Annotated in this window: 19 protein-coding genes and 7 tRNA genes; 25 read left to right on the top strand and 1 reads right to left on the bottom strand. The window is 67.5% G+C overall.

Annotated elements, in window-relative coordinates:
* Window positions 1-2: 2 nt before the first annotated feature.
* The 9 genes from ABL838_RS21570 to ABL838_RS21530 all read left to right on the top strand — a co-directional run bounded on the left by ABL838_RS21570 (window position 3) and on the right by ABL838_RS21530 (window position 13,363).
* Entirely contained in the window at window positions 3-2,417 is a 2,415-nt protein-coding gene (locus ABL838_RS21570) for an aldehyde dehydrogenase family protein (RefSeq protein ID WP_418121812.1), read from the top strand.
* Between the two features lie 121 nt (window positions 2,418-2,538).
* On the top strand, window positions 2,539-2,991 hold the full coding sequence (locus ABL838_RS21565; protein WP_184641644.1) for an RbsD/FucU family protein: 453 nt from the start codon (window positions 2,539-2,541) through the stop codon (window positions 2,989-2,991).
* A gap of 5 nt (window positions 2,992-2,996) precedes the next feature.
* Window positions 2,997-3,947, top strand: coding sequence for a ribokinase (locus ABL838_RS21560; RefSeq protein WP_126025225.1), 951 nt, complete (start codon window positions 2,997-2,999; stop codon window positions 3,945-3,947).
* Window positions 3,948-3,973: 26 nt separating this feature from the next.
* A complete protein-coding gene (locus ABL838_RS21555) occupies window positions 3,974-5,026 on the top strand; it encodes an ABC transporter permease (RefSeq protein ID WP_418121809.1) in 1,053 nt (350 codons plus the stop codon).
* Window positions 5,027-5,039: 13 nt separating this feature from the next.
* The gene (locus ABL838_RS21550; protein WP_126025227.1) at window positions 5,040-6,044 is read left to right on the top strand and encodes a substrate-binding domain-containing protein; all 1,005 of its coding nucleotides are present in this window, start codon (window positions 5,040-5,042) and stop codon (window positions 6,042-6,044) included.
* Window positions 6,045-6,057: 13 nt separating this feature from the next.
* Complete coding sequence (locus ABL838_RS21545) at window positions 6,058-7,641, top strand: sugar ABC transporter ATP-binding protein (protein WP_418121808.1); 1,584 nt, start codon at window positions 6,058-6,060, stop codon at window positions 7,639-7,641.
* Entirely contained in the window at window positions 7,638-8,690 is a 1,053-nt protein-coding gene (locus tag ABL838_RS21540) for an ABC transporter permease (RefSeq protein WP_418121807.1), read from the top strand. The genes ABL838_RS21545 and ABL838_RS21540 overlap by 4 nt, the downstream gene beginning before the upstream one ends.
* A 53-nt stretch (window positions 8,691-8,743) precedes the next feature.
* Complete coding sequence (locus ABL838_RS21535) at window positions 8,744-9,595, top strand: helix-turn-helix domain-containing protein (protein WP_418121805.1); 852 nt, start codon at window positions 8,744-8,746, stop codon at window positions 9,593-9,595.
* 159 nt (window positions 9,596-9,754) lie between these two features.
* Window positions 9,755-13,363 (top strand): indolepyruvate ferredoxin oxidoreductase family protein, encoded by a 3,609-nt coding sequence (locus ABL838_RS21530; RefSeq protein ID WP_418121804.1) that lies wholly within the window; start codon window positions 9,755-9,757, stop codon window positions 13,361-13,363.
* A gap of 9 nt (window positions 13,364-13,372) precedes the next feature.
* On the opposite strand, the gene ABL838_RS21525 is transcribed toward ABL838_RS21530, so the two are convergent.
* Window positions 13,373-14,326 (bottom strand): phosphate acetyltransferase, encoded by a 954-nt coding sequence (locus tag ABL838_RS21525; protein ID WP_176667263.1) that lies wholly within the window; start codon window positions 14,324-14,326, stop codon window positions 13,373-13,375.
* 304 nt (window positions 14,327-14,630) lie between these two features.
* Between ABL838_RS21525 and ABL838_RS21520 the strand changes: the two genes are divergently transcribed.
* The 16 genes from ABL838_RS21520 to ABL838_RS21445 all read left to right on the top strand — a co-directional run bounded on the left by ABL838_RS21520 (window position 14,631) and on the right by ABL838_RS21445 (window position 26,209).
* Window positions 14,631-15,113 (top strand): Hcp family type VI secretion system effector, encoded by a 483-nt coding sequence (locus ABL838_RS21520; RefSeq protein ID WP_369661437.1) that lies wholly within the window; start codon window positions 14,631-14,633, stop codon window positions 15,111-15,113.
* 73 nt (window positions 15,114-15,186) lie between these two features.
* On the top strand, window positions 15,187-18,393 hold the full coding sequence (locus ABL838_RS21515) for a type VI secretion system Vgr family protein (protein ID WP_418121803.1): 3,207 nt from the start codon (window positions 15,187-15,189) through the stop codon (window positions 18,391-18,393).
* Between the two features lie 5 nt (window positions 18,394-18,398).
* Window positions 18,399-18,746: a hypothetical protein gene (locus ABL838_RS21510; protein WP_418117249.1), complete on the top strand. Its 348-nt coding sequence runs from the start codon at window positions 18,399-18,401 to the stop codon at window positions 18,744-18,746.
* An 18-nt stretch (window positions 18,747-18,764) separates the two neighbouring features.
* On the top strand, window positions 18,765-19,208 hold the full coding sequence (locus ABL838_RS21505; protein ID WP_418121801.1) for a DcrB-related protein: 444 nt from the start codon (window positions 18,765-18,767) through the stop codon (window positions 19,206-19,208).
* A gap of 6 nt (window positions 19,209-19,214) precedes the next feature.
* The gene (locus ABL838_RS21500) at window positions 19,215-23,723 is read left to right on the top strand and encodes an RHS repeat-associated core domain-containing protein (protein ID WP_418121799.1); all 4,509 of its coding nucleotides are present in this window, start codon (window positions 19,215-19,217) and stop codon (window positions 23,721-23,723) included.
* Window positions 23,720-24,166 (top strand): hypothetical protein, encoded by a 447-nt coding sequence (locus tag ABL838_RS21495; protein ID WP_418121797.1) that lies wholly within the window; start codon window positions 23,720-23,722, stop codon window positions 24,164-24,166. Before ABL838_RS21500 ends, ABL838_RS21495 begins: the two co-directional genes overlap by 4 nt.
* 4 nt (window positions 24,167-24,170) lie before the next feature.
* Complete coding sequence (locus ABL838_RS21490; RefSeq protein WP_418121795.1) at window positions 24,171-24,509, top strand: hypothetical protein; 339 nt, start codon at window positions 24,171-24,173, stop codon at window positions 24,507-24,509.
* An 8-nt stretch (window positions 24,510-24,517) separates the two neighbouring features.
* Window positions 24,518-24,844, top strand: coding sequence for a hypothetical protein (locus ABL838_RS21485; protein WP_418121794.1), 327 nt, complete (start codon window positions 24,518-24,520; stop codon window positions 24,842-24,844).
* 224 nt (window positions 24,845-25,068) lie between these two features.
* Complete coding sequence (locus ABL838_RS21480) at window positions 25,069-25,275, top strand: hypothetical protein (RefSeq protein ID WP_184641658.1); 207 nt, start codon at window positions 25,069-25,071, stop codon at window positions 25,273-25,275.
* Between the two features lie 177 nt (window positions 25,276-25,452).
* Window positions 25,453-25,529: transfer RNA gene (locus tag ABL838_RS21475), tRNA-Leu, on the top strand.
* 6 nt (window positions 25,530-25,535) lie between these two features.
* Window positions 25,536-25,613: transfer RNA gene (locus tag ABL838_RS21470), tRNA-Pro, on the top strand.
* A 25-nt stretch (window positions 25,614-25,638) separates the two neighbouring features.
* A tRNA-Trp gene (locus tag ABL838_RS21465) sits at window positions 25,639-25,714 on the top strand.
* A gap of 12 nt (window positions 25,715-25,726) precedes the next feature.
* Window positions 25,727-25,801 (top strand) — tRNA-Gln (locus tag ABL838_RS21460).
* 21 nt (window positions 25,802-25,822) lie between these two features.
* Window positions 25,823-25,898 (top strand) — tRNA-Asp (locus ABL838_RS21455).
* A 138-nt stretch (window positions 25,899-26,036) separates the two neighbouring features.
* Window positions 26,037-26,110: transfer RNA gene (locus tag ABL838_RS21450), tRNA-Cys, on the top strand.
* 22 nt (window positions 26,111-26,132) lie between these two features.
* A tRNA-Asn gene (locus tag ABL838_RS21445) sits at window positions 26,133-26,209 on the top strand.
* Window positions 26,210-26,225 lie beyond the last annotated feature (16 nt).

Here is a 26,225-nt window from a genome sequence, read left to right as displayed (position 1 = left end):
CGATGAGCAGCAGCAACAACAACGTCGCACGCTATTTCGACACCATGGACTACGGCCCCGCGCCCGAGAGCGATACCGACGCGCGCGAATGGCTCGCGCGCCATGCCGAAGGCTTCGGGCACTTCATCGACGGGCGCTTCACGCCTGCTGCCGAGGGCGCGCACTTCGACACGGCCGAGCCGGCCACCGGCCAGCGCCTCGCGCGCATCGCGCAAGGTTCGGCGAAGGACGTGGATGCCGCGGTGGCGGCCGCGCGCGCAGCGCAGCCGGGCTGGTTCGCGCTCGGCGGCCATGGCCGTGCGCGGCATCTGTATGCGCTCGCCCGCATGGTGCAGCGCCATGCGCGCCTGCTCGCGGTGGTCGAGGCACTCGACAACGGCAAGCCGATCCGCGAGACGCGCGACCTCGACGTGCCGCTGGCCGCGCGCCACTTCTATCACCATGCCGGCTGGGCGCAGCTGCAGGAGCGCGAGTTCGCCGACCAGGTGCCGCTGGGCGTGGTCGGCCAGATCATTCCGTGGAACTTCCCGCTGCTGATGCTCGCGTGGAAGATCGCACCCGCGCTCGCGCTGGGCAACACCGTGGTGCTGAAGCCCGCCGAGTTCACGCCGCTGAGCGCCTTGCTCTTCGCCGAGCTCGCGGCGCAGGCGGGCCTGCCGCGCGGCGTGCTCAACGTGGTGACGGGCGACGGCGCCACCGGCGCTGCACTGGTCGCGCACGAGGGCGTGGACAAGATCGCTTTCACCGGCTCGACGGAAGTGGGGCGGCTGATTCGCACCGCGACGGCGGGCACGGGCAAGTCGCTCACGCTGGAGCTTGGCGGCAAGTCGCCCTTCATCGTGTTCGACGACGCGGACATCGACGCCGCTGTCGAAGGCGTGGTCGACGCGATCTGGTTCAACCAGGGCCAGGTGTGCTGCGCCGGTTCGCGGCTGCTGCTGCAGGAAGGCATCGCCGACGATTTCATCGCGCGGCTCAAGCGCCGCATGCAGACCCTGCGCGTGGGCCCGCCGCTGGACAAGGCGATCGACATGGGCAGCCTGATCGACTCCACGCAACTGGAGCGCGTGCGCTCGCTCGTTGCCACCGGCGTGCGCGAGGGCGCGAGCTGCTACCAGGCGCCGGGCGCGCTGCCGCCGGGCGGCAGCTTCTTTCCGCCGACCCTGCTGACGGGCGTGCAGCCGGCATCCACCGTCGCGACCGAGGAGATCTTCGGCCCCGTGCTGGTGACGATGACCTTCCGCACGCCAGACGAAGCCATCGCGCTTGCCAACAACACGCGCTACGGCCTCGCGGCCAGCGTGTGGAGCGAGACCATCGGCCTCGCGCTGGGCATCGCGCCGCAGCTGCAGGCCGGCGTGGTGTGGGTCAACGCGACCAACCTGTTCGACGCTGGCGTGGGCTTCGGGGGCTACCGCGAATCGGGCTACGGCCGCGAGGGCGGGCGAGAGGGCTGCTACGAATATCTGAAGCCGCGCGCGTGGGCGCAGCGCAAGCCGCGTTCTGCTGCAGCGAGTGTCGCTGCGAACGAGGCTGCGGATGCGAAGAACGAATCTGCGCTCGCATTGCCTGCCATCGACCGCACCGCCAAGCTCTTCATCGGCGGCAAGCAGGTGCGGCCCGATGGCGAACTCTCCAGCAGCATTTTCGCCGCCAACGGGCAGCGTGCCGGCGAGGTGGGCACGGGCAACCGCAAGGACATCCGCAACGCGGTCGCCGCAGCGCGCTCGGCTGCCGGGTGGTCGAGCGCGACGCCGCATCGCCGCGCACAGGCGCTTTACTACCTCGCGGAGAACCTCTCGGCGCGCGCAGGCGAGTTCGCCGTGCGCATCGCGAGCCTCACCGGCGTCGCAGCGAAGGCCGCGCAGGCCGAGGTCGATGCATCGGTGAGCCGCCTCTTCGCCTACGGGGCCTGGGCCGACAAGTACGAGGGCACGGTGCATGTGCCGCCCTTGCGAGGCGTGGCGCTGGCCACGGTCGAGGCGATCGGCGTGGTGGGTGTGGTCTGCCCCGACGAGGCGCCGCTGCTGTCCTTCGTGAGCCTGCTGGCGCCGAACCTCGCCATGGGCAACCGCACGGTCATCGTGCCGGGCGAGAAGCACGCGCTGGTCGCCACCGACTTCTACCAGGTGCTCGAAACCTCCGACCTGCCGGGCGGCGTCGTCAACATCGTGACCGGCCCGGCCGCGGGCCTCGTGCGCACGCTGGCGGAGCACGACGACGTCGACGCGCTCTGGGTCTTCGGTGATAAGGCACTGTCGCGCGATGCCGAGCGCCTGTCTGTCGGCAACCTCAAGCGCACGCTGGTCGACCACGGCCTGGCCACCGACTGGCACGACCCGGCATCGGGCGAAGGCGCGGTGTTCCTGCGGCACGCCACGCAGGTCAAGAACATCTGGATTCCCTATGGCGAATGAACGGGCAGCCGTTGTGCCTGTTATCGAAACCAAGGGAAATCCCCGAGAAGCAAACGTTTGCGCAAACGTTTTCTTTATCTAAGATCGCAGCCGCGAAAGCCATACCAATTCAGGAGACCGAATGCTGAAGTCCATCCATCCGCTGCTCAACGCAGACGTGCTCTACGCCTTGCGCGCGATGGGCCACGGCGACGAGCTGGTGCTGTGCGACGCCAATTTCCCGGCCGACTCGGTCGCCCGCCAGACCTCGCTGGGCCGGCTGCTGCGCATCGACGGCGTGGGCACCACCGAGGCGGCGCGCGCCATTCTTTCGGTGCTGCCGCTGGACAACGCGGTGGAAGATCCGGCGAGGCGCATGGAGATCATGGGGGCGCCCGATGAGATCCCGCCCGTGCAGCAGGAGATGCAGCGCGAGATCGACGCGGCCGAAGGGCGCCCGCGTCCGATGGGCTCCATCGAGCGCTTCGCCTTCTATGAAGCCGCGCGCCGCGCCTACTGCGTGATCGCCACCGGGGAGCGCCGCTTCTACGGCTGCTTCGTGTTCAAGAAGGGCGTGATCGCCCCCGAGGCCTGATCGCGATGAGCACGGCTTCTTCGCATCAGCAGCGCGGCGTCGCCGTGCTCGGCATCTTCGTGGCCGACCTCGCCTTCCGCGCGGCCGACCTTCCGGGCGTGGGCCAGACCATCGCCGGCTCCGGCTTCGCCATGGGCCCCGGCGGCAAGGGCTCGAACCAGTCGGTGGCGGCGGCGCGCGCCGGCGCGCAGGTGACCTTCATCTCCAAGCTCGGGCAGGACGCCTTCGGCGCCAATGCGCTCGCACTCTGGGCCGAGGAGGGCATCACGCCGCGCGTGCCGCAGGTGACGACGCAGCCGACCGGCGCGGCCTTCATCTACGTGCACGAGGTCACGGGCGACAACGCCATCATCGTGGTGCCTGGCGCCGCGGCGCTCATCGACTCGGCGGACGTGGATGCGGCCGCCGACGCCATTCGCGGCGCGCGGGTGTTCGTCACGCAGCTGGAGCAGCCCGCCGGCGCCGCGCAGCGCGGTCTGGAGCTTGCGCGCGCTGCCGGCACGGTGACGGTGTTCAACCCCGCGCCCGCGCTGCCGTTCGACGATGCGGTGTACCCGCTGTGCGACTTCATCACGCCGAACGAGCACGAAGCCGCGGCGCTGAGCGGCATCGCCGTCGAGACCGTCGAGGATGCGCGCCGCGCGGGCGACTTCTTCCTGTCGAAGGGCGTGGGCTGCGCGCTCATCACGCTCGGCGACAAGGGCGCGCTGCTGCATAGCGCGAGCGAGTCGGTGCACCTGCCCGTGTTCCATGCCGGCGCGGTGAAGGAAACGGCCGGCGCTGGCGATGCGTTCAACGGCGGCTTCGCGGCCGCGTTGGCCGAGGGCGCGTCTCCGCTGGAAGCCGCTCGCTTCGGCTCGGCCGTGGCAGCCATCTCGGTCACGCGCGCCGGCACCGCGCCTTCGATGCCCACGCGTGCCGAGGTCGATGCGCTGCTGGGCCGGGCCGCAGCCTGAGAACGCGAGCCGCAAAGGAGCCTTCCGTGAAATTCAGGTTTTCAGACCGCGAGCTCAACTTCCTGGTCGGCATCAACGTCGCGATCCTCGTGGTCGCCACGGTGCTGTCGAAGGGCGAGTTCCTCGACGTCTACAACTTCCAGTCGATGGGCGGCCAGCTGCCCGAGCTCGGCCTGCTGGCCATGGGTGTGGCGCTGTCCATGATCTCCGGCAACGGCGGCATCGACCTCTCGGGCGTGGCGCTGGCCAATCTCTCGGGCGTGGTGGCGGCCACGCTGGCGCCGATGCTGATCGATGCCGATGCTGCGCCGTGGGCCTATACCGGAGCCTTTGCCGCGGTCGCGCTCGCGACGGGGCTGGTAGGCGGGCTGCTCAACGGCGTGCTGATTGCGCGCGCCGGCCTCACGCCCATTCTGTGCACGCTGGGCACGCAACTGCTCTACACCGGCCTGGCCGTGGTGCTCACGGGCGGTTCCAGCCTGCGCGTGGGCAATGCGGAGCCGCTCTCGGCCATCGGCAACGAGAACGTGCTGGGCGTGCCCATTCCGTTCGCGATCTTCATCGCGATGCTGCTGGCCGTGGGCTGGCTGCTCAAGCAGAGCCCGTTCGGCATCCGGCTCTTCCTGCTGGGCACCAACGCCAAGGCGGCGCGCTACGCGGGCATTCCGCAGGGCCGCATGCTGATCGCCACCTACGCGCTGTGCGGCGTGCTGGCGGCGGTGGCGGGCGTGATCATCGCGGGCCGCACGGCCAGCGTGAAGTCGGACTACGGCAACTCCTACCTGCTGATCGCCATCCTCATCACCGTGATGGCGGGCGTGCGGCCGCAGGGCGGCTACGGGCGCATGGTGTGCCTGTTCTTCTCGGCCGTGGCGCTGCAGCTGCTGTCGAGCACCTTCAACCTGCTGGGCATCTCCAACTTCTTCCGCGACTGCGCCTGGGGCCTGCTGCTGCTGTTCTTTCTGGCATCGGCGCGCTTCAGCCTGGCCGACCTGCGCAGCTTCATCTCCGTTTCGCGCACCAGCGCACCGCCGCATCAGCCCCCTCCTGGCGCGACGCAGAGAACCACCGAGGGCTAGGAGACAAACGAACATGCTGAAGAAAACCAAGATCGCCTGCACCGTGCTCGCACTGGGCACCGTCGCCTTCGCCTCGGCGCTGCATGCGCAGGGCAAGCCGCAGGACATCGTCACCGTGGTGAAGATCACCGGCATCAGCTGGTTCAACCGCATGGAAGTGGGCGTGAAGGAGTTCGGCAGCAGCACGCCGGGCGTGGCCACGCGCCAGATCGGCCCGGCCCAGTCCGACGCCGCGCAGCAGCAGCGCCTGGTGGAAGACCTGGTGGCCAAGAAGGTCGACGCGATCGCGGTGGTGTCGATGGACCCGCCCACGCTGGAGCCGGTGCTCAAGCGCGCGATGGAACGCGGCATCAAGGTCGTCACGCACGAGGCCGACAACCAGAAGAACACCATGGTCGACATCGAGGCCTTCGACAACACCGCCTACGGCGCGCGCATCAACGAGCGCCTTGCCGCCTGCATGGGCCAGCAGGGCAAGTGGACCTCGCTGGTCGGCTCGCTGGGCAGCCAGTCGCAGGTGCAGTGGGCCGACGGCGGCGCCGCCAACGCGAAGAAGTACCCGAAGATGCAGCTGGTCGACGCCAAGAACGAGTCGCTCAACGACGCCGAGAAGGCCTACGGCAAGGCCAAGGAAATGCTGCGCAAGCACCCGGACCTGAAGGGCTTCCAGGGCTCGTCGTCGCTCGACGTGCTGGGCATCGGCCGCGCGGTGGAAGAAGCCGGCCTGGCGGGCAAGATCTGCGTCTTCGGCACCGGCCTGCCGAGCGAGGCGGCCAAGTTCCTCGAGTCGGGCGCGGTCGGCGGCATCGCCTTCTGGGACCCGAAGGACGCCGGCATCGTCATGAACAAGGCGGCCAAGATGCTGCTGGACGGCAAGACCATCACCGACGGCACCGACATGGGCGTGCCCGGCTACAACAAGGTCTCGGTGAAGAAGGGCCCGGGCGTGGGCATCATCGTCACAGGCCAGGCCTGGGTCGAGGTCGACAAGCAGAACTACAAGAAGTATTCGTTCTGATCGCCTTGCAGCCATGACCCTGACCGCGCCTTCCACGCAAGCAAGCCCGGCCGACACACCGGCCGGGCGCCGGGTGTTCCTCGAAGTGCAGGACGTGCACAAGCGCTTCGCGGGCGTGCACGCGCTGCGCGGCATCGACCTGCGCATCGAGGCCGGCGAGATCTACCACCTGCTCGGCGAGAACGGCTGCGGCAAGAGCACGCTGATCAAGATCATCTCGGGCGCGCAGCCGCCGAGCCAGGGGCGCATCGTGATCGACGGGCAGCCGTACGACTCGCTGTCGCCGCTGCAGGCGCTCAGCCTCGGCATCGAGACGGTCTACCAGGACCTGTCGCTGCTGCCGAACATGAGCGTGGCCGAGAACGTCGCGCTCAGCGAGCAGCTGGTTGCAACCGGCGGCAGGCTGGCGCGGCGCTTCGACCGCAAGGCGCTCGCGGCCACGGCCGCGCGCGCGCTGGAGGCGGTGAAGCTGCCGACCGATGCGGCCTTCCTCGCGCGGCGCGTGGACGAGATGCCCATCGCCACGCGGCAGCTCGTGGCCATCGCGCGCGCGGTGGCCACGCGCGCGCGCATGGTCATCATGGACGAGCCCACCACCTCGCTCACGCAGAAGGAGGTGGACAACCTCGTTCGCGTGGTGGAGGCGCTGCGCGAGCAGGGCGTGGCCGTGCTCTTCGTGAGCCACAAGCTCGACGAGTGCATGGCCATGGGCGGCCAGGCCATCGTGTTCCGCGACGGAACGAAGGTGGCGCAGGGCCCGATCCGCGACTTCACCAAGGCCGAGATCGCGCACTGGATGACCGGCAAGCACCTCGACGGCGAGCGCTACCGCCACGGCTCGCACGGCGGCGAGGAGCTGCTGAAGGTCGAGGCGCTGGGCCGCGGCGCGCAGTTCAGCGACGTGAGCTTCACGCTGCGCAAGGGCGAGATCCTCGGCGTGACCGGCTTGCTCGACTCCGGCCGCAACGAGCTCGCGCTGGCGCTGGCCGGCGTGCAGGGCGCCGACCGCGGGCGCGTGCTGCTCGACGCGAAGGAGATCGCGCTGAAGACGCCCACCGACGGCATCCGCCAGGGCATCGGCTACGTGCCTGAAGACCGGCTCAGCGAGGGCCTGTTCCTCGACAAGCCGATCCGCGACAACATCGTCACGGCGGTGCTCAACCGCCTGCGCGGGCGCTTCGGCGCGCTCGATACAACCCAGTGCCAGGCGCTGGCGGAGCGCACCGTGGCCGACCTGCAGATCGCCACGCCCGACGTCGACCGGCCGGTGCAGTCGCTCTCGGGCGGCAACCAGCAGCGCGTGCTCATCGGGCGCTGGCTGGCCATCGGGCCGCGCGTGCTGATATTGCACGGCCCCACCGTTGGCGTGGACGTGGGCTCCAAGGACACCATCTACCGCATCGTGCAGCGGCTGGCAGAGCAGGGCCTGGGCGTGATCCTGGTGAGCGACGACCTGCAGGAGCTGCTGCAGAACTGCGACCGCATCCTGCTGATGCGCAAGGGCCGCATCGCCAACGACTTCGACGCGCAGGGGCTCGCCGAGAGCGACCTCTATCACGCGCTGGTTTCCGACACACCTTCTCCCGCATTCTCATGACGGCTTCCACCATGCAAGCGCAGTCCGCGCCGGCCGCGCCTGAATCGGCTCCGCACCCGCCGCAGGCGCGGGTCTCGCTGCGCGCCTGGCTCGCGCAGCGACCCTCGGTCTTCACGCTCGCACTGATCGTGCTGGCGAGCCTGGCCGTGGGCGCCATCAACCCGAGCTTCTTCCAGCTGCCGGTGCTGTTCGACATCGTGCGCGCCTGCACGGTGCTGGGCCTGTTCGCACTGGGCGTGCTGATCGTGCTGGCGGCCGGCGGCATCGACGTGTCGTTCGCGGCCATTGCCGCGCTCACGATGTACAGCATCACCAAGCTGGTGCTGAACTACTTTCCGGACGCGCCCATCGCGCTGCTGCTGGTTGCCGGCGCGGCGAGCGGCGCGCTGCTGGGCGTGATCAACGGGCTGCTGGTGCACTGGCTCAAGGCGCCTTCGCTCATCGTCACCATCGGCACCCAGTACCTGTACCGGGGCATCCTGCTGACCTTCGTGGGCACCGTGTTCTTCATGAACGTGCCGGCGCCGATGGATTCCTTCGGCAAGCTGGCGCTGTGGCGCTTCGACACGCCTCAGGGCCTGCACGTGGTGCTGCCGGCCACCGTACTGGTGCTGGTGTTCGCGGCGGTGCTGACCTGGTGGCTGCTGAACCGCACGCTGATCGGCCGCGCGGTGTACGCCATCGGCGGCAGCCTGGCCATTGCGGAGCGGCTGGGCTACAACCTGTGCACGGTGCACGTCTTCGTGTTCGCGTACGCGGGGTTCCTGTCGGGGCTGGCGGGCATCGTGCACGTGTCGAGCACGCGGCTGGCGAACCCCTTCGACCTGGTGGGCAACGAGCTGGACGTGATCGCGGCCGTGATCCTCGGCGGCGCGCGCATCACCGGCGGCAGCGGCACCGTGGGCGGCACGCTGCTGGGCGTGGTGCTGGTCACGCTGATCAACAACGTGCTGATCCTGGCCGGGGTGCCCAGCACCTGGCAGAAGGTGATCATCGGGGCGTTCATCCTGGTGGCCGGGGGCTTCTTCGCGATGCGCTCGCGCGACTGACCGCAGATGCGGCCGCCGCGCCATCGTCACGAGGCCTTGTGGATCGCAATCGAATGTCCGACGCCAATGCCACCGTTCTCTGCGAGGAGCCGAGCCCGTTCGCGGGGCGAAGCTTCGACTCCCGCAACTGCCTTCACGACCACGAACTGCACCTGATCGGAAGCGCCCCGGCATGCCTGCGCATCGGCAGCGGCGCGAGCGAAGAGACGCATACGCTCGCACCCGGCGCGGTCGTGCTGCTCGGGCCCCTGCTGCCACGGACACTGAGGCTGGCGTATCGAGCGGAGCCGGATGACGGGCTGGTGCTGCGCTTCAGCGACGAGCCGCTGCGCCGCGGTGCGACGATATTCCCGGAGCTGTCGGACGTCGGGCCGCTTCTTTCGCGCGCGCGCCAGGGCGTGCATTTCGTCGGCCTGGGTCCGGAGACGCTGACCAAGCTGAGGCGCCTTTCGACGCTGCACGGGCTGGCACGGTTTTCGGCATTCACCGTCGTGCTGAATGAGCTCTCGCAGTGGACCGACTACCGGCTGCTGGCCCGAACCCCCGTGCACGCGGACGCCGCCGGGCCGGGCCGCACGCTGCACGTGCAGAGAGCGCTGCATCACATCCGGAACAACTACGCACAGCCGCTGTCGCTTTCGGAAGTCAGCGCGCTCGTGGGCACCAGCCGGACCTCGCTGTCGCGCAGTTTCCGCCGCGCGACCGGCAAGACCTTCACCGACTTCATCATCGGCCTGCGCCTGGCGAAGGCCTGCGGCCTGCTGACCTCCACGCGCCAGCACGTGAGCAGCATCTGCTACGAGGTGGGCTTCAACAACCTCTCGAACTTCAACCGCCACTTCCGGCGGCTCGAAGGCATGACGCCGGGCGAGTTCCGGGCGCGGCACGCGGGCGCCGGAAGATGAGGTAGCGCCGGGAGACTGGTGTTTTCTCGGGATCTGAAGAAATAAAAAATAAAACCTTCTTTTTTTGTCTTGTTTTAAGGTGAATTCTTCTTCAAACAAGGGTCTGCGCTAGTGCATTGAAGAAGCACTCCCTCGGAAGGCGGCAGAACAATTCCGGGCATGAATGCCCCACTCAATGCCACCGCGATAAGACGGCCCGGCTACCAACTCTCCGACAACATCTGGGCCGAATCCGGCTCGGTTTTCCTGACCGGCACGCAGGCGCTGATCCGCGTGCTCGTGATGCAGGGCCGGCGCGATGCGCAGCGCGGCCTGCACACCCAGGGTTTCATCAGCGGCTATCGCGGCTCCCCGCTGGGCATGGTCGACCAGGCGATCTGGAAGGCCGGCGAGCGCTTCAAGCAGACGGGCATCCGCTTCGTGCCGGCCGTGAACGAGGAGCTCGCGGCCACGCAGGTGCTGGGCACGCAGCGCGTGGAATCGGACCCGGAGCGCACCGTCGATGGCGTGTTCGCCATGTGGTACGGCAAGGGTCCCGGCGTCGACCGTGCGGGCGATGCGCTCAAGCACGGCAATGCGTATGGCTCTTCGCCGCACGGCGGCGTGCTTGTGGTGGCGGGCGACGACCACGGCTGCGTTTCGTCGTCGATGCCGCACCAGAGCGACCACGCCTTCATGGCGTGGCGCATGCCCATCCTGCAGCCTTCCAGCGTGGCCGAGTACCTGGAGTTCGGGCTGTACGGCTACGAGCTCTCGCGCTATTCGGGCGCGTGGGTCGGCATGGCGGCGCTGTCCGAAGTGGTGGAGAGCGCGGGCACCGTGGACCTGGACGCGATCAATGCTCGCGTCAGCGCATGGGAAGACGCCGATGCGGTGAGCGCCGCCACCGGTCACCATGCGCCGCCGGACGGCCTGCACTACCGCTGGCCCGACCTGCCTTCGCTGCGCATCGAGTCGCGGCTCGAAGACAAGCTCGCGGCCGTCGCCGCATTCACCAGGCGCAACAGCATCGACCGCCACGTGATCGTGAGCGATCACGCGAAGGTCGGCATCGTCACCTGCGGCAAGGCGCACCACGACCTCATGGAAGTGCTGCGCCGGCTCGAGCTTTCGCCCGAGCAGCTGGCCCGCGCGGGCGTGCGGCTCTACAAGGTGGGCTTGAGCTTTCCGGTGGAGCAGACGCGCATCAAGGCCTTCGCGCAGGGGCTGGAAGAGATCCTCATCGTCGAGGAGAAGGGCGCGGTGGTCGAGACGCAGCTGCGCGACATCTTCTACAACGCGCCGCCCGATGCGCGTCCCGTGCTCGTGGGCAAGCACGACCGCGAAGGCCAGCCGCTGGTGTCGGCGCTGGGCGAGCTGCGGCCCTCGCGGCTCATCGAGCTGGTCGCGCACTGGCTGGCCGTGCACTTCCCCGACAACCACGACCTGGGCGACCACCTGCAGCACGTGCGCGACTTCACGCCGCCCGAGCTGCTGGCCAACGCGAGCGACGCGGTCAAGCGCCTGCCGTACTTTTGCGCCGGCTGCCCGCACAACACCAGCACCAAGGTGCCCGAGGGATCGACCGCGCGCGCGGGCATCGGCTGCCACTTCATGGCGAACTGGATGGACCGCAGCACCGCGGGTCTCATCCAGATGGGCGGCGAGGGCGTGGACTGGATCTCGCACGCGATGTTCACGAAGACGCCGCACGTCTTCCAGAACCTGGGCGACGGCACCTACTACCACTCCGGCTACCTCGCGATCCGGCAGGCCGTGGCGGCCAAGGCGACGCTCACCTACAAGATCCTGTTCAACGACGCGGTGGCCATGACCGGCGGGCAGCCGGTCGACGGCGTCATCAGCGTGGACGCCATCGCGCGGCAGGTCGAGTCGGAAGGCGTGAGCAAGGTGGTGGTGGTGAGCGACGCCATCGGCAAGTACGACGCCATCAAGGACCGCTTTCCGAAAGGCACCGAGTTCCACGACCGCGCCGCGCTCGACGAGGTGCAGCGCCGCCTGCGAGAGATGGGGGGCGTGACGGTGCTCATCTACGAGCAGACCTGCGCCGCCGAGAAGCGCCGCCGCCGCAAGAAGGGCGAGCTGGCGGATCCGCCGAAGCGCCTGTTCATCAACGAGGCCGTGTGCGAGGGCTGCGGCGACTGCACCGTGCAGAGCAACTGCGTGGCCGTGCTGCCGCACGAGACGCCGATGGGCCGCAAGCGCAAGATCGACCAGACCAGCTGCAACAAGGACTACTCCTGCGCCAAGGGCTTCTGCCCCAGCTTCGTGGGCGTCACGGGCGGCAAGCTGCGCCGCAAGAGCGGTGCGCTCGCGTCGGGGCGCGATGCCTTCCTGCACCGCGTGGCCGCGCTGCCGTACCCGGCGGAGCACGCCTGGACCGCTCCGTATGACCTGCTCGTGACCGGCGTGGGCGGCACCGGCGTGGTGACCGTGGGCGCGGTGATCGCCATGGCCGCGCACCTCGAAGGCAAGGCCGCGAGCGTGCTCGACTTCATGGGCTTCGCGCAGAAGGGCGGCTCGGTGCTGAGCTTCGTGCGCCTAGCCGATTCGCGCGAGCGGCTGCACCAGGTGCGCATCGACACGCAGCAGGCCGACGCCATCCTCGCCTGCGACGTGGTGGTGGGCGCATCGGCCGACGCGCTGCAGACCGTGCGCCACGGACGCACGCGGGTGCTCACGAACGTGCACGAGATTCCGGTGGCCGAGTCGCTGCGCAACCCCGATGCCGACCTGCATGTCGACCTTCTGCTGGAGAAGATGCGCTTCGTGGCTGGCGACGAGCAGGTCGAGACTTTCGACGCTCAGAGTCTGGCCGAGGAGTTCCTCGGCGACACGCTGGCCGCCAACATCGTCGCGGCCGGCTACGCGTGGCAGCGCGGGCTGGTGCCGCTGAGCCTGGAGGCGCTGATGCATGCGATCGAGCTCAACGGCGTGGCGGTGGCCGCGAACCAGTCGGCCTTTTCGCTGGGGCGGCTCGCGGCCGGCAACCCCGAGGCGCTCGATGCGCTGCGCGCGGCGCCCGTCGATGCGCAGGCTTCTTCCCTCGACGAGCGACCGCTCGACGTGCTGATCGCCGAGGCGCGCCGGCATCTCACGGGCTACCAGAACGCCGCATGGGCGGACCGCTTCGAGGCTCGCATTCGCAGCCTGCGCGAGCGCGAGGCCACACTGCAGGGGGGCGACGCGAGCCTGCCCTTCACGCGCAACGCGGCGCGCAGCCTGCTGAAGCTCATGAGCTACAAGGACGAATACGAAGTGGCGCGGCTCTACACCGACGGCGCCTTCCTGCAGAAGCTCAACGAGCAGTTCGAAGGCGACCTGAAGCTCGAATTCCACATGGCTCCGCCGGTGCTCTCGCGTGGCGCGCACGGCAAGGCGCCCGCCAAGATCCGCATCGGAAGCTGGATGCTGCCCGCGATGCGCTGGCTGGCGCATGGCAAGCGGCTGCGCGGCACGGCCTTCGACATCTTCGGACGCACCGCGGAGCGGCGCATGGAGCGCGAGCTGATCTCGCATTTCGACGGCCTGCTCGAAGCAATGGCGGGCGAACTCTCGGCGGGCAACCAGGCGACGGCTGCGCGCATCGCGGCGCTGCCGCTGTCCATTCGCGGCTTCGGCCACGTCAAGCTCGCGAACGTCGAGGCCGCGAAGATGCAGGAGTCCGAGTTGCTGCACCGCTTCGCGCCGGCGCGCTATCCGAAGCCCGAGCGGGCGCCGTCCGCGGGCCAGATCAGGGGAATCGCGATCGTGGCCGGCGCCCGCTGAGCGCCGGGCTCAGCCCACCGCCTTGATGAGCTTGTCGCGCCCCGCTTTCGCGAGCATGGACGCGACGGCGCACGAGGCGAGCCGGGCCGGTTCCGAATCGGCCCGGCTCGTGAGGATCACCGGCACCTTCGTCCCCAGCACGATGCCCGCGGCATAGGCGCCGCCGAGGAAGGTCAGGCTCTTCGCGAGCATGTTGCCCGCGTCGAGGTCGGGCACGATGAGCACGTTGGCGCGCCCCGCCACCGGCGAGACGATGCCCTTGATGCGTGCGGCCTCGGCGTCGATGGCGTTGTCCATGGCCAGCGGGCCGTCGAGCACCGCGCCGGTGATCTGGCCGCGGTCGGCCATCTTGCAAAGCACCGCGGCGTCGAGCGTGGAAGGCACCTTGGCGTTGACCGTCTCCGTCGCGGAAAGAATCGCGACGCGCACGGCCGGCATGTGCAGCGCGTGCGCAAGATCGATCGCGTTCTGCACGATGTCGGCCTTCTCCTCGAGCGTGGGCGCGATGTTGATGGCCGCGTCCGAAATGATCAGCGGCTGCGCATGGCCCGGAATGTCCATCACGAAGCAGTGGCTGATGCGCCGCGAGGTGCGCAGCCCGCCTTCGCGGCGCACCACGGCACCCATGAGCTCGTCGGTGTGGAGGCTGCCCTTCATCAGTGCATCGACCTCGCCGCGCAGCGCCATGGCCACGGCCGCATCGGCGGCGGCATGGCTGTGAGGCGCGTCGACGATCGCGATCCTGGACAGGTCGATGCCAGCCTCTTGCGCGGCTGCCTCGATCTTCGCGCGAGGGCCCACGAGCGTCGGCACGATCAGGCCCAGCGACGCCGACGCCAGCGCTGCTTCCAGAGAGGCCGCGTTGGCAGGGTGCACCACCGCGACCCGCAGCGAGGGCAGGCCGCGCGCTGCGGCGATCAGGCGGTCGTAGTGCGGGTGTGCAGCGGGTGTGGACGACGCCATGCGGGCTCCTGGATGGATGGGACGGTATGTGGGGAGGGTGCGCCCGCAACAGTACAGGATGTGATCCCGGGAACCAAACGCCGGCTTTGGTAGTTCTTTTTGCGCATGCCGTTCGGCACTGGTTGCGCACGAACCCCTCGATTAATGTTCGTGCGCTGAAGCGTTGTGCTTCGGAAAAAGGCCACCGTCGCTGTGTCACCAGCGCCGGCCGAGCCTTCCGATTCGTTGCCGTCCTCCTGCCGGGAGGGCGGCTGGTTCCAATGTGCCCCCGGGGCGGGCACGCAATTTCGAGGGAGTTGATCTCATGGCAGTAGACATGTTCATGCGCGTTGAAGGCGCGAACGGCGAATCGAAGGATTCGAACCACAAGGAGTGGACGGACATCAAGTCGTTCGCATGGGGCGCCACGCAGCCCGGCAACATGGTCAGCGGTGGTGGCGGCGGTGTCGGCAAGGCGAGCTTCAACGATCTGCAGGTGCTGGCGCGCATCGACAAGGCGGCGCCTTCGGTGATGAAGAACTGCGCGAGCGGCAAGCACCTGGGCAAGGTGGAAGTGTCGGTGTGCAAGGCCGGCGGCTCGCAGATCGAGTACACGCGCGTCACGCTCGAAGAAGTGCTGGTGACCTCGGTGCAGTACACGGCCGAACAGGGCTCGGACGCGGTGTTCGTGCAGTACTCGTTCCAGGCCGCGAAGGTGAAGCAGCAGTACTGGGAGCAGACCGACAAGGGCGGCAAGGGCGCCGAGACGGTGCTGGGCTGGAACATCAAGGAAAACAAGGAGGCCTGAACTCCCTTTGCCCGGCGCGGCGTGCCGCTCGTGCGGCCCGCGCCGGGTTCATTGACCAGGGAGCTTTCCAGGAATGACCCGCAGTTTCATCGCCCACAGCGCGCTGGGCGAGCGCCTGAAGTTCCGCTCGATGACGGGGCAGGAGCGCATTTCCGCGCTGTTCGAGCACCGCGTGCGGCTCATCAGCGACATGCCCAACATCCAGCCCCGGAGCATGCTGGGCGAGGACATGAGCATCGAGGTGAACCTCGCCACCGAACTCGGCGGCGCCGGCAGCCGCTTCCTGAGCGGGCAGGTCACGCGCTTCGCCTACATCGGCAAGGACGACGGCGACATGTGCGTGTACGAGGCCACGCTGCGCCCCTGGCTGTGGTACGCCACCCGTCGCTCCGATTTCAGGATATTCCAGTTCAAGACCGCCCCGCAGATCCTGCAGGAGGTGCTCGCGCCCTACGGCTTCGCCATCGACGCGCGGCTGAGCGGCAGCTACCGCACCTGGGACTACTGCGTGCAGTACTCGGAGAGCGACTTCAACTTCGCCAGCCGGCTCATGGAGCAGGAGGGCATCTACTACTTCTTCTCGCATGCGCAGGGCAGCCATCAGCTGGTGCTGTGCGACGGTGCCGATTCGCACACCGACCTGTCCGCCGGTCCGGTGAGGGTGCCCTATCACGCGGGCGTGCTCGCCGCGCAGATCCTCGAGCAGGACTTCATCGACAGCTGGAGCCATTCGGAGGACATCGCATCGGGCAACTTCGCGGCCGACGACTACGACTTCAGGAAGCCGAACGCCGAGATAGACACCGTGCGCCAGCAGCCGGCCGGCCACAGCCGCGACAGCTTCGAGATCTACGACTGGCCCGGCGGCTACACCGAGCTGGCCGACGGCGAAAACTACGCGCGCTTGCGGCTGGAGCAGCTCGCGGGGCGCCGCGAGCTGGTGAGTGCCGAGGGCAACCTGCGCCACATGGCGCCCGGCTACCTCTTCGAGCTGGCGCGCCACCCGAACGCCCAGGAGAACCGCCGCTACCTGATCGAGGCCGTGACGTACGACTTCCAGGAGAACGCGCTGCGCGTGGTCGGCGCGGCGGACGCCGCCTACAGCGAGTCGACCAGCAGCACCAGCTACCGCCAGAGCTTCGAGGTGCTGCCCGACAGTGCGCCGTATCGCCCAGCGCGCGTCACGCCGAAGCCGCGCACCACCGGGCCGCAGACCGCGGTGGTGGTCGGCCCGGCGGGCGAGGAGATCCACACCGACCAGTACGGCCGCATCAAGGTGCAGTTCCACTGGGACCGCTACGGCAAGCGCGACGAGAACTCCTCGTGCTGGATCCGCGTCTCGCAGACCTGGGCCGGCAGCAACTACGGCGCGATGCACATCCCGCGCATCGGCCAGGAGGTGATCGTCGATTTCCTCAACGGCGACCCCGACCATCCGATCGTCACCGGCTGCGTCTACAACGCCGCGCAGATGCCGCCGTGGGAGCTGCCGCGCCACAAGACCCAGACCGGCTTCCAGACCCACTGGAGCAAGGGCGGCGGCGGCAAGCACATGCTGCGCTTCGAGGACAGCCGCGGCACCGAGCACATCGAGCTGTCGACCGACCACGGCAATACCCATCTGCACATGGGCTATCTGATGAACCAGGGCTCGGGTGTGCAGCGCAGCTACGGCTTCGAGCTGCGCACCAACGAGTGGGGCTCCATCCGCGCCGACAAGGGCCTTCTGCTGACCACCTACACGCAGGACTTCGCGCAGAAGACTTCGCGCGACAACCCCGATGGCCACGAGCAGATGGGCGCCACGCTCGCGCAGAGCAACGCGCTCATGCAGGCGGCGGGGCAGGCCGTGGCCGCGACGAAATCGCTCGTGAGCGCCATGGCCCAGGGCAAGAACCAGACGCTCTCGGGGCTGGTGCAGGGCGTGCAGTCGCTCGGCGGCGTGTCGCAGGCCGTCGCCGCGCTGGCGGCCGGCGGATCGCCCGAGGCCGGCGTCTCGGACGACCCCGATCCGGCCATGGCAGACGCGCAGCAGATGCTCGACCTCTCGCGCAAGATCGACAAGCCGGTGGTCTCCATCGTGAGCCCCGAGGGCCAGACGATGATCAGCCCCCGGCCCATCGTGGTGAGCTCGGGGCAGAGCGTGTCGATGCGCTCCGTCTCGGCGCTGACCATGACCACCGGCGCCCAGCTCACGCAGCTCGCCGCCAAGGGCATGCTCACGCAGGTGAGCGAGGGCGGGCAGATCAACGTGGTGTCCGACGGCGACATCGTCTCGCACGCCAGCGCCGGTGCGATCAACCTGGTGTCGAAGACCGACGCCTCCGTCACCTCCACCGCGGCCAACGCGAACCTCACCGGGCAGAAGTCGGTGGTGATCCAGGCAGCGGAGCAGGACGTGTTCGTCACCGCGAAGACCAGCATCTCGCTGATCTGCGGCAAGTCGTCGATCGTGCTGCTGGCCGATGGGACCGTGAAGATCAACGGAGTGAAGGGGCTGGTGAACTTCACGGACAACCTGGATCAGCGGGGCGGGAAGATCTTCCTGAATTGCGATGCGCCCGAGGGAATGGCTCCTCCGGAGGAAGAAGGGGTCGCCGTCCCCGCGGCCAGCGGGACCGCACCGGCTCCTCAAGCGTCCGCGGCAAAAGCGCAAGCTCAACCCGCCTTCGCTCCGACCCCGGCGGAAGAGCCGCCTGTCACCGCAGCCAACCTCGCGGTGCCCCCCTCGCCGAACCTGACGCCCGCGCAGGTGAACTTCACGGAGTTCAACAATGACTTCACGAGGCAGTGGAACAAGAGCTTCCCGAACGGAGTGGCCCAGGAGCAGGCCAACACGCTTGTAGCGAATGGGCAAGGGAACATTGCGCTCGTCAATCCCGTCGCGGGGGCGTCGGACCATGCCGTGCCGAACCTGTCGGTTTCCCGCGACCAGGAGGTGCTGGGCGTCTTTCACTCTCATCCGAAAGGCCCTTACACCGGTGTCTCCCTGAGTGGTGGCGATGCGGGCTATCTCATCAACAAGCAGCACAACGTCATCCTCGCCCAGAGCGGTGCTGACCAGTTCATGTACATGCGCACCGCCCAGACGCCGGCGTCCGTCGATTCGAAGCTGCTCAATGCCGCGCAGAACGCGAGGATCGCGGAGTTGATGAAACAGGGAACGGGCCAGACGAGCTTTCCCACGGCCACGCGCATCGCCGCGCGCGAGACGGCCGAGAAGCTGAAGCTGGCCTACTACCAGGGCAGTGGTGGCGTCCTCAATCGCGTATGGCCGTAGCTCCCATGACCGACGAAGAAGCCCTCGCACATACCGCCGAAACGATTCTCCGCGTCTGCGACGAGGCGATCGCACGGCAGGATTGGACTGCCGCGCGCCGCCATCTTGCGCTCGGCCTGCAGAACATCGGCGATCGATACCTGTCTCCCGACGCCATCGATTCGAGCGGAATGACGTTGGTGCTCGCCGCCGATGAAGCCGCGCAAGGCCGTGAAGCGGTTGCGGCAAGCCTTGAACGAGATGTTCTCCACTCGCGAATCGTGCAGCTTCGAGAGAAGCTGCGAACTGCAGTCGGGCAAGGCGCTGGAGCCGCGTCCTCGCCGCCATCCAACTCACCGAGTCCTTCGCCCTGAGGGGAACCGGATCAACGCATGCGCTACCACCTCAACGAAGGCCAGTTCGACATTCCCGAAGACGGCCGCATCGACCGCTCGATGAACGTCCTCGCGATGCCCGACGGCTCGGGCACCACGCTCATCGTGAGCCGCGACGCGCTGCGAACGCAGGAAACCCTGGCGCAGTTCGTCACGCGGCAGATGAACGACCTGACGCGTCAGGTGAACCAGCTCAAGGAGGTGTCGCGCACCGACATTGCCGTGGGCCCGGCCATCGCGAGCCTGCATGCCATCGAACTCGCCACGCAGTTCAAGCAGAACGGCCAGGCGCTGCATCAACGCCAGGCCGTGTTCCTGCTGCCGCAGGACCCGGGCGGCAGGAGCGTGCTGATCCTCACGGCCAGCAGCCCCGTGCCCTTCGATGCCGAGGCGGTCGTGCTGTGGCGGCGCGTGCTCGAGAGCTTCCAGCCGAGGGCCTGAGGCGCCATGGCCGGCCAAGCAGCTGCACGCCTGCACGACCCCATTGCCCACACCAACGCGCACGCGCGCTTCTGGGCCAAGTTCGCCGGCGGACTGATCGGCGGCATCGCCGTGGGCTTCGCGGTGGGCGTGGCAGCGGCGGCCGTGGTTGGCACCGGCGGGCTCGCCGGGCCGCTGGTGGCGGGCGCGGTGGTCGTGGGCGCGCGCATGGCCGGCGGCTACGTCGGCGCGAGCCTGGGCGAGTCGATCGCCGATGCGCTGGTGCCCGAGACGCTCACCGTGACCGGGATGATCACCAGCGGATCGTCGGACGTGTTCATCGGCGGCAAGGCCCTGGGCGCGGCGCGGGCCTCGCCCGACGCTCCCATGGACACGGTGAGTTGCAAGAACGACTCGCCGCAGATTCTTCTTGCCGAGGGCGCGGAGACCGTGTTCATCAACATGGGCGTGGCCTCGCGCAAGGACGACCACACCGAGTGCGGCGCCAAGGTGAGCGACGGGGCGCCCACGGTCTTCATCGGCGGGCCGACCGCGCGCGTGCGCGAGGTGGCCGACGAGGTGCCGCTCATCTCCAAGGTGCTGGTGACCATCTTCAATGTGGTCATGATCTACCGCGGCCTGCGCTGCCTGCCCAAGCTCGCGCGGCAGGGCAAGAACGCGCTGCCTTGCCTGATCGAAGGAGCGGTGGGGCTTGGCATGGGCATCCACGGCATGGTCAGCTCCTTCGGCAATCCGGTGCATGCGGCCACGGGCGGCAAGTTCCTGGGCGGCGAGAGCGAGCTCGACTTCAGCCTGCCGGGGCCGTTGCCCATCGCATGGCAGCGCTTCTACAGCAGCCACGACCTGCGCCGCGACGGCCCGCTGGGGCAGGGCTGGAGCCTGCCCTATTCGATGGAACTGCGGCTGGGCAGCGACGACGAAGGCCAGCCCGTGGTCACGCTCATCGACGAGCAGGGCCGGCCGATGGTGCTGCCCGACATCGAGCCCGGCACGCGGCAGTACAGCCTGCGCGACGGGCTCGACCTGTGCCGCACCGAAGGCGGCCATTACTTCATCCACGTGCCGGGCGGGTTGTTCTTCCTGTTCGAGCCGCCGATTGAAGGCGAGTCGCGCGTCCAGACGCTGAAGCTCGCGCGGCTGGAAGACCGCAACGGCAACTTCATCGACCTGCGCCACGACGCGCTGGGCCGGCTGGTCGAGCTGACCGACAGCACCGGCCGGCTGCTGGCGCTCGAGTACGCGGGCGAGAGCCGCCGGGTGGGCGCGGTGCGCCTGGCCGCCGGCGCATCCGGCGAGCTGCCGGGCCTGCTTGTGACCTACAGGCACGACGCCGAAGGCAGGCTGCTCGAGGTGACCGACCGCAACGGCGCGGTGGTGCGCCGCTTCGGCTACGACGCTCAGGGCCTCATGGACTTCCATGCCGACGCCGCAGGGCTGGAATGCCGCTACGAGTGGCGCGGCCAGGGCGGCGAAGCCCACGTGGTCCGCCACTGGACCAACGACGGCGAGAGCTACACCGTCCGGCGCGTGCCGCCTGCCGCGGACGACGCGCTGGCGCTGGGCCAGACACTGGTCGTCGACCAGCTCGGACGCGAGTACGCCTGGCACTGGAATGCCGACCAACAGGTCACCGACTACGTCGATGCGACGGGCCGCCAATGGCACGCGCAGTACAACGAGTTGCGCCAGCTAGTCGCCATCACCGAGCCCGGCGGTGCCACCACGCGCTGCACCTACGACCCCATGGGCTTCATGGCCAGCCGCACCGATGCGCTGGGCCGCACGCAGAGCACCGGCTGGACCGAGTTCGGCGAGCCCTGGCGGCAGACCCTCGCGGACGGCAGCACCTGGACCTACGCCTACAGCGACCAGGGCAACCTGGTGCGCGAGACCGACCCGCTGGGCCACACCACCGAGTACGCCTACGACAGGCGGGGCCTGCCGATCGTGGTGACCGACGGCAAGGGCGGCACCAACCGCATGACGTGGAACGATTGCGCGCAGCTGCTTTCGCTGACCGACTGCTCCGGCAAGTCCACGCGCTACGCATACGACGGCTGGGGCCACCTGCAGACCGTGACCGATGCCATGGGCCAGCGCACGCGATTGACGCACGACGCCATGGGGCGGCTGCTGTCGGTGTCGCAGCCCGACCAGAGCCACCAGTCGTTGCGCCGCGATGCGGCCGGCCGCATCGTCGCCGCCACCGATGCGCTGAGCCGCAGCACGCATTTCGCGCTCGGCCTGCGCGGCCAGCCGCTGGTGCGGCAGGACGCCGAGGGACGCCGCATCGCCTGGCATTACGACAGCGCCCAGCGCCTGCAGGCGCTCGTCAACGAGAACGGCCTGCACTTCGAGTTCGTGCGGGACGCCGCCGACCGCGTGGTGGAAGAGCGCCGCGTGGGCGGTACGCGCGTGCAGGTGGAATACGACGCCAACGGCTGGCCGGTGTGCATCACCCATGTACCAGGCATCGGCGACGACGACCTCGCGCTGCACGACGACGCCGAGCCTCATCGGCCGGCCGCACCCCTGCGCACCGAACTGCTGCGCGACGCCGTGGGTCGCCTCGTCGAGAAGCGCACCGGGAGCCGCCGCTACCGCTACAGCTACGACCAGCTGGACCGCCTGATCGAAGCGATCAAGCTGGAAGCGCCGCAACCCGTTACGGATGACAAACCGCGCGCCCTGCATCGCACCGTGTTCGTGTACGACAAGCTCGGGCGGCTCGTCGAAGAGACGGCCATCGACGAGATCACCGGCGAGTCCCACACCCTGCGCCACACGCACGACGAACTCGGCAACCGCACGCAGACCGTGCTGCCTGCCATCGCCTCACAGCCGGGCGTGCAGCGCGCGTTGAACTACCTGTACTACGGCTCCGGGCATCTGCATCAGGTCAACCTGTCGCAGCAGCATGGCGACGCGCCTGCGGTGCACCAGCTGATCAGCGACATCGAGCGCGACGACCTGCACCGCGAAGTGGCGCGCAGCCAGGGCGCGCTGCACACGCGCTTTGCGCTGGACCCAATGGGCCGGCGAACCGCGTCGTGGTGCCGCCCCGGCGGGCTGGACGCGGCATTCACTAGGCAAGACCCGAGTTGGCGCCAGGCCATCGACGCCGCCGGTACGCCCGGCACCCGTTTGCTCGATGGGTTGATGAAGGAATACAGCTACGACCCTGTGGGCGAGCTGAGGCAGAGCCGGCATTCGCTGCAGGGCACTACAGCGCACAGATACGACGCCACCGGCCGCGTCGAAGAAAGCGTGCGCAGCGCGGCCAACAGCGAGCGCTTTGCCTACGACCCGGCAGGCAACCTGCTCGACGCATCAACCACGCCCGGCTACGTGCGCGACAACCTCGTGCGCGTGTTCGAGGACAAGCGCTACAGCTACGACGGCCACGGGCGGCTGGTGCGCAAGCTGTCGGGCAGGCACACCGACCAGCGCTTCGAGTGGGATGACGAAAGCCGCCTCGCGGCTGTGCACACCACACGGCGGCCCGGTACGCCCGAAGCCACCACGCAGGTCACGCGCTTCGACTACGACGCGATAGGTCGGCGCGTGGCGAAGCACGATGCGTTCGGCAGCACGCGGTTCATCTGGGAGGGGATGCGGCTGATCGAGGAGCGCAGGGGCTCGCAGGTGGTGAGCTATGTGTACGAGCCAGATAGCTACGTACCGGTGGCGCGGCTGGATGCGAAGGCTGAGCCCGCCCAGGCATCGGCTGGGGCGCAGGTCCTTCACTTTCACAACGACACCACCGGCCTGCCGGAAGAACTGAGCACCAACGAAGGCCAACTGTGCTGGCGCGCGAGCTACAGAACATGGGGCGCGACCGTCACCGAGCAATGGGAAGTCACGACGCTGAACGGCAGGGCTGTTGTATCGAGCGGCTCGGCGCCCCAGGCCATCGAGCAGAACCTGCGCTTCCAGGGGCAGTATCTGGATCGGGACACGGGGCTGCACTACAACACCTTCCGGTTTTATGACCCGGACATCGGGCGGTTCATCAGCCCAGACCCGATCGGATTGGAAGGGGGCATCAACCTCCACCACTATGCGGCCAATCCCATCGACTGGGCAGACCCGTCGGGCTGGTGCCCGAAGACGCTGAAAGACAGGTACATGAACCTTCGGGCAAAGGGCCTGACGCCGATTGAAGCCATTTCCGTTGCGAGGAACGGCAGGTATACGCCGAACTCGCGACAGCATCTGAGTGACTCGCGCCACCACGCCAACTCTGTACCGCAGGCTGGAAAGGGGCGTTTCCGCGTCGGCGAAGGTGGGCAGAAGTTTACCGACGAAGTGATCTATGCGCCGGGCACCGTCGTAACGCGCCAAGGGGCACCCAACGTGTCGCGGCTGCGCTTCGAGAACGCCGACCTAGGTCGCGTCACGGGGCGCGGTTCGGATAACGTCACGCGCGTAACCGGCGGGCGTGTTGTTCTCGAGCGAGCCGGTGGAGGCCACAATCAGGGGCCAAGAGACGTGGTGACGCAATTTCCTCAATGACACAGACGATTCGAAAACTTGAAGCCTTCGCAGCGGCCAGAGAATTTGCGCCGCTGCCGGACGAGGCAACGCCCGAGCTGGACGCCCTGCACGAAGCCTTCAGCGCGAACAAGGCGCGCGTGACGGTGGATCGCCCGGAAAATGATCGGTACTCGCACCTGATCAATTGCGAGTTCAGCAAGGAAATGCAGGCGCGCTTCTATGTCCGCTTCGACCTGCGCGTTTTCGTGGTCTTGCCGTACATCATGACCGGCGGTGTGAGGCAGCTTGCCGTCGACAACGCGGCGCTTGCCAAGCTGTGCGCACCATTCGTGAAGATGCTGCAAGACCGGAAGTTCGACCGGATTTCCTTCGACGATGCCGCGCGGTCTCTTTCGGACGAAATGTTCGACAAGGGATTCGTCGACGACACCGTGCTCGCCTACTTCTTCGAGAGCCTGTAGGCCCGTGACCGCGGTGACCCCCGGCAAGCTGTCGGCACATTGGGCAACGCAGCCGACCGTGATACCGCTGCAGGAAGAGCTGAGCCTGATCCGCGCTATACGCGCGCTGGACATCACCGACATCGCGAAGGATCTGGCGTCGTTCATCTCCCTCATCGAGATCGTCCAGCGGTCGCATGCGAGCAACGGAATTTTCGAGATGACCGAGGCCGACGAAGTGCACACCGTCGGCTTCCTCCAGTGGCTCGGGAGCCTGGAAAAGAAGCTTGGCGTGCCGTTGGCAACGCACGCCGATGGCCTGGGCCTGACCTGCGCCGAACTGGCGAAACGGATGCCCCGATAGAGTGCCGAATGCTGGACCTTTACTTCGTCGAATCGACCTGCAGTCACTTGCTGAAAGACCCGCGTGGCCTCCAGCATGCGGGCTCTGTCGATCGGGATGCGCATCGCGCAATCGGAGCCCTCTTGGACAGATGTGCCCAGAAAGGCGTAAACCTCGAATACTTCGACGATTCGCTGTTGAGCGTCGAGCAGGTCGTGACCATGCTCGAGGTATTCACCGCCAACGCCCCTGAAGCTGGCGCTCAATACGCGCAGATCGCGGCCTTCAAGTCGATGCACGCGATCTTGACCCAAGCGAAGGCGCAGGGCATGGGGCTCGCAGCGTTCTGCGACTGACATTCAACTCCACGAGCGCGTGGCGCCTGCGCTGCCGTCATTGATTGCGGACGCCTTATTGAAGCCCACAGACAGTGTGCAGCTACGCGACACTCGTCGTCGCATTGAAGGCACCGTTGTCCGCCGCTCGCAGCAACGGTGCTTGAAAAAAGTTTGTCCAAGCAGTTGACGATTGTGTAAAGACTATTTACAGTCCATCCCACTCGACGCCAACAGGACCCAACGTGAAAGCCGCAACGATCCGCATCTACAGCACTTGCCCCGCATCCGGCAACGTGTTCGTGCGCGTCGCTTCGCACGATGGCCTCGGCCTGCAGCCGCTGCTGCAGCAGCAACTCAATCAACTCCCGTATCCGATGTCCAACCCGCGGGCCAATCTGTGGCCGTGCGATTACCAGGATCAGGTGCAACCGGGTGGAGGACGCGCATAGGCGCAGACCTCCCAAGCTCTCTCTCGAACAGAAGAGGCCCGGACACCGCGAGGTTCCGGGCCTCTTCGTTTTCATGCCATTCGTTCACGAGCAGCGATCGTGCTGCCCGCACAAGGTTCGAGCCTTGTGAGTGCTCCTTAAAAATTCGCGGCAGCAGCCACAAACATTTTCTTTTCAGCCCCGGTGACGCAACTGGTAGACGTGTCCGCCTTAGAAGCGGAATTCTGGGAGTTCGAGTCTCCCCTGGGGCACCAATTTCTCTGGGTGTAGTGTCAATCTGGTAGACGGCCTGCCTTGGAAGCAGGAGGCTGCAGGTTCAAATCCTGCCACCCAGACCATCTTTTCTTTTTCGTTTTTTCTTGTGCGTGTGTAGCTCAACTGGCAGAGCACTGGACTCCAAACCCAACGGTTGAAGGTTCGAATCCTTCCGCGCGCGCCAACCAATTTCTGCCGGCCCTTCGCCTAGTGGTCCAAGGCACCGGGTTTTGATCCGGGATCCAAGGTTCGAATCCTTGAGGGCTTGCCAGCTTTTCATTTTTATCTTTTCGTTCCGCTAACTCAGTGGCCAGAGTGCCTCCCTGTCCAGGAGGAAGCCAGGGGTTCGATTCCCCTGCGGAACGCCATTCACCGATCGAGTTTTCTCTTTGATGGATCGTTAGCAGCACTGGCGACTGCAGCGGGCTGTAACCCCGTCTCCTTCGGGAATACTTCGTTCGACTCGAAGACGATCCACCACCAACGCCATCATCAGGCTCGATTCCGGCGCGATAGCAAAGCGGCAGTGCAGCGGATTGCAAATCCGTCCAGCCCGGTTCGACTCCGGGTCGCGCCTCCATACACATCCTTCAACCAATCTTTCCCCGGTAGCTCAGCTGGTAGATGCGGCGCACTGTTAATGCGCAGGTCACACGTTCGATCCGTGTTCGGGGAGCCACAATTCAACGACAGCC

Origin of the sequence: Variovorax sp. 160MFSha2.1, assembly GCF_048305075.1 — a bacterium.
Lineage (GTDB): Bacteria > Pseudomonadota > Gammaproteobacteria > Burkholderiales > Burkholderiaceae_C > Variovorax > Variovorax guangxiensis.
This window is presented reverse-complemented; position numbering and strand designations above follow the sequence as displayed.

Excerpts from the sequence above, each read along its gene's own strand:
- ABL838_RS21570 (WP_418121812.1), top strand. The coding sequence starts at position 3 with ATGAGCAGCAGCAACAACAACGTCGCACGCTATTTCGACACCATGGAC.
- ABL838_RS21565 (WP_184641644.1), top strand. The coding sequence starts at position 2,539 with ATGCTGAAGTCCATCCATCCGCTGCTCAACGCAGACGTGCTCTACGCC.
- ABL838_RS21560 (WP_126025225.1), top strand. The coding sequence starts at position 2,997 with ATGAGCACGGCTTCTTCGCATCAGCAGCGCGGCGTCGCCGTGCTCGGC.
- ABL838_RS21550 (WP_126025227.1), top strand. The coding sequence starts at position 5,040 with ATGCTGAAGAAAACCAAGATCGCCTGCACCGTGCTCGCACTGGGCACC.
- ABL838_RS21545 (WP_418121808.1), top strand. The coding sequence starts at position 6,058 with ATGACCCTGACCGCGCCTTCCACGCAAGCAAGCCCGGCCGACACACCG.
- ABL838_RS21540 (WP_418121807.1), top strand. The coding sequence starts at position 7,638 with ATGACGGCTTCCACCATGCAAGCGCAGTCCGCGCCGGCCGCGCCTGAA.
- ABL838_RS21535 (WP_418121805.1), top strand. The coding sequence starts at position 8,744 with ATGTCCGACGCCAATGCCACCGTTCTCTGCGAGGAGCCGAGCCCGTTC.
- ABL838_RS21530 (WP_418121804.1), top strand. The coding sequence starts at position 9,755 with ATGAATGCCCCACTCAATGCCACCGCGATAAGACGGCCCGGCTACCAA.
- ABL838_RS21525 (WP_176667263.1), bottom strand. The coding sequence starts at position 14,326 with ATGGCGTCGTCCACACCCGCTGCACACCCGCACTACGACCGCCTGATC.
- ABL838_RS21520 (WP_369661437.1), top strand. The coding sequence starts at position 14,631 with ATGGCAGTAGACATGTTCATGCGCGTTGAAGGCGCGAACGGCGAATCG.
- ABL838_RS21515 (WP_418121803.1), top strand. The coding sequence starts at position 15,187 with ATGACCCGCAGTTTCATCGCCCACAGCGCGCTGGGCGAGCGCCTGAAG.
- ABL838_RS21510 (WP_418117249.1), top strand. The coding sequence starts at position 18,399 with ATGACCGACGAAGAAGCCCTCGCACATACCGCCGAAACGATTCTCCGC.
- ABL838_RS21505 (WP_418121801.1), top strand. The coding sequence starts at position 18,765 with ATGCGCTACCACCTCAACGAAGGCCAGTTCGACATTCCCGAAGACGGC.
- ABL838_RS21500 (WP_418121799.1), top strand. The coding sequence starts at position 19,215 with ATGGCCGGCCAAGCAGCTGCACGCCTGCACGACCCCATTGCCCACACC.
- ABL838_RS21495 (WP_418121797.1), top strand. The coding sequence starts at position 23,720 with ATGACACAGACGATTCGAAAACTTGAAGCCTTCGCAGCGGCCAGAGAA.
- ABL838_RS21485 (WP_418121794.1), top strand. The coding sequence starts at position 24,518 with ATGCTGGACCTTTACTTCGTCGAATCGACCTGCAGTCACTTGCTGAAA.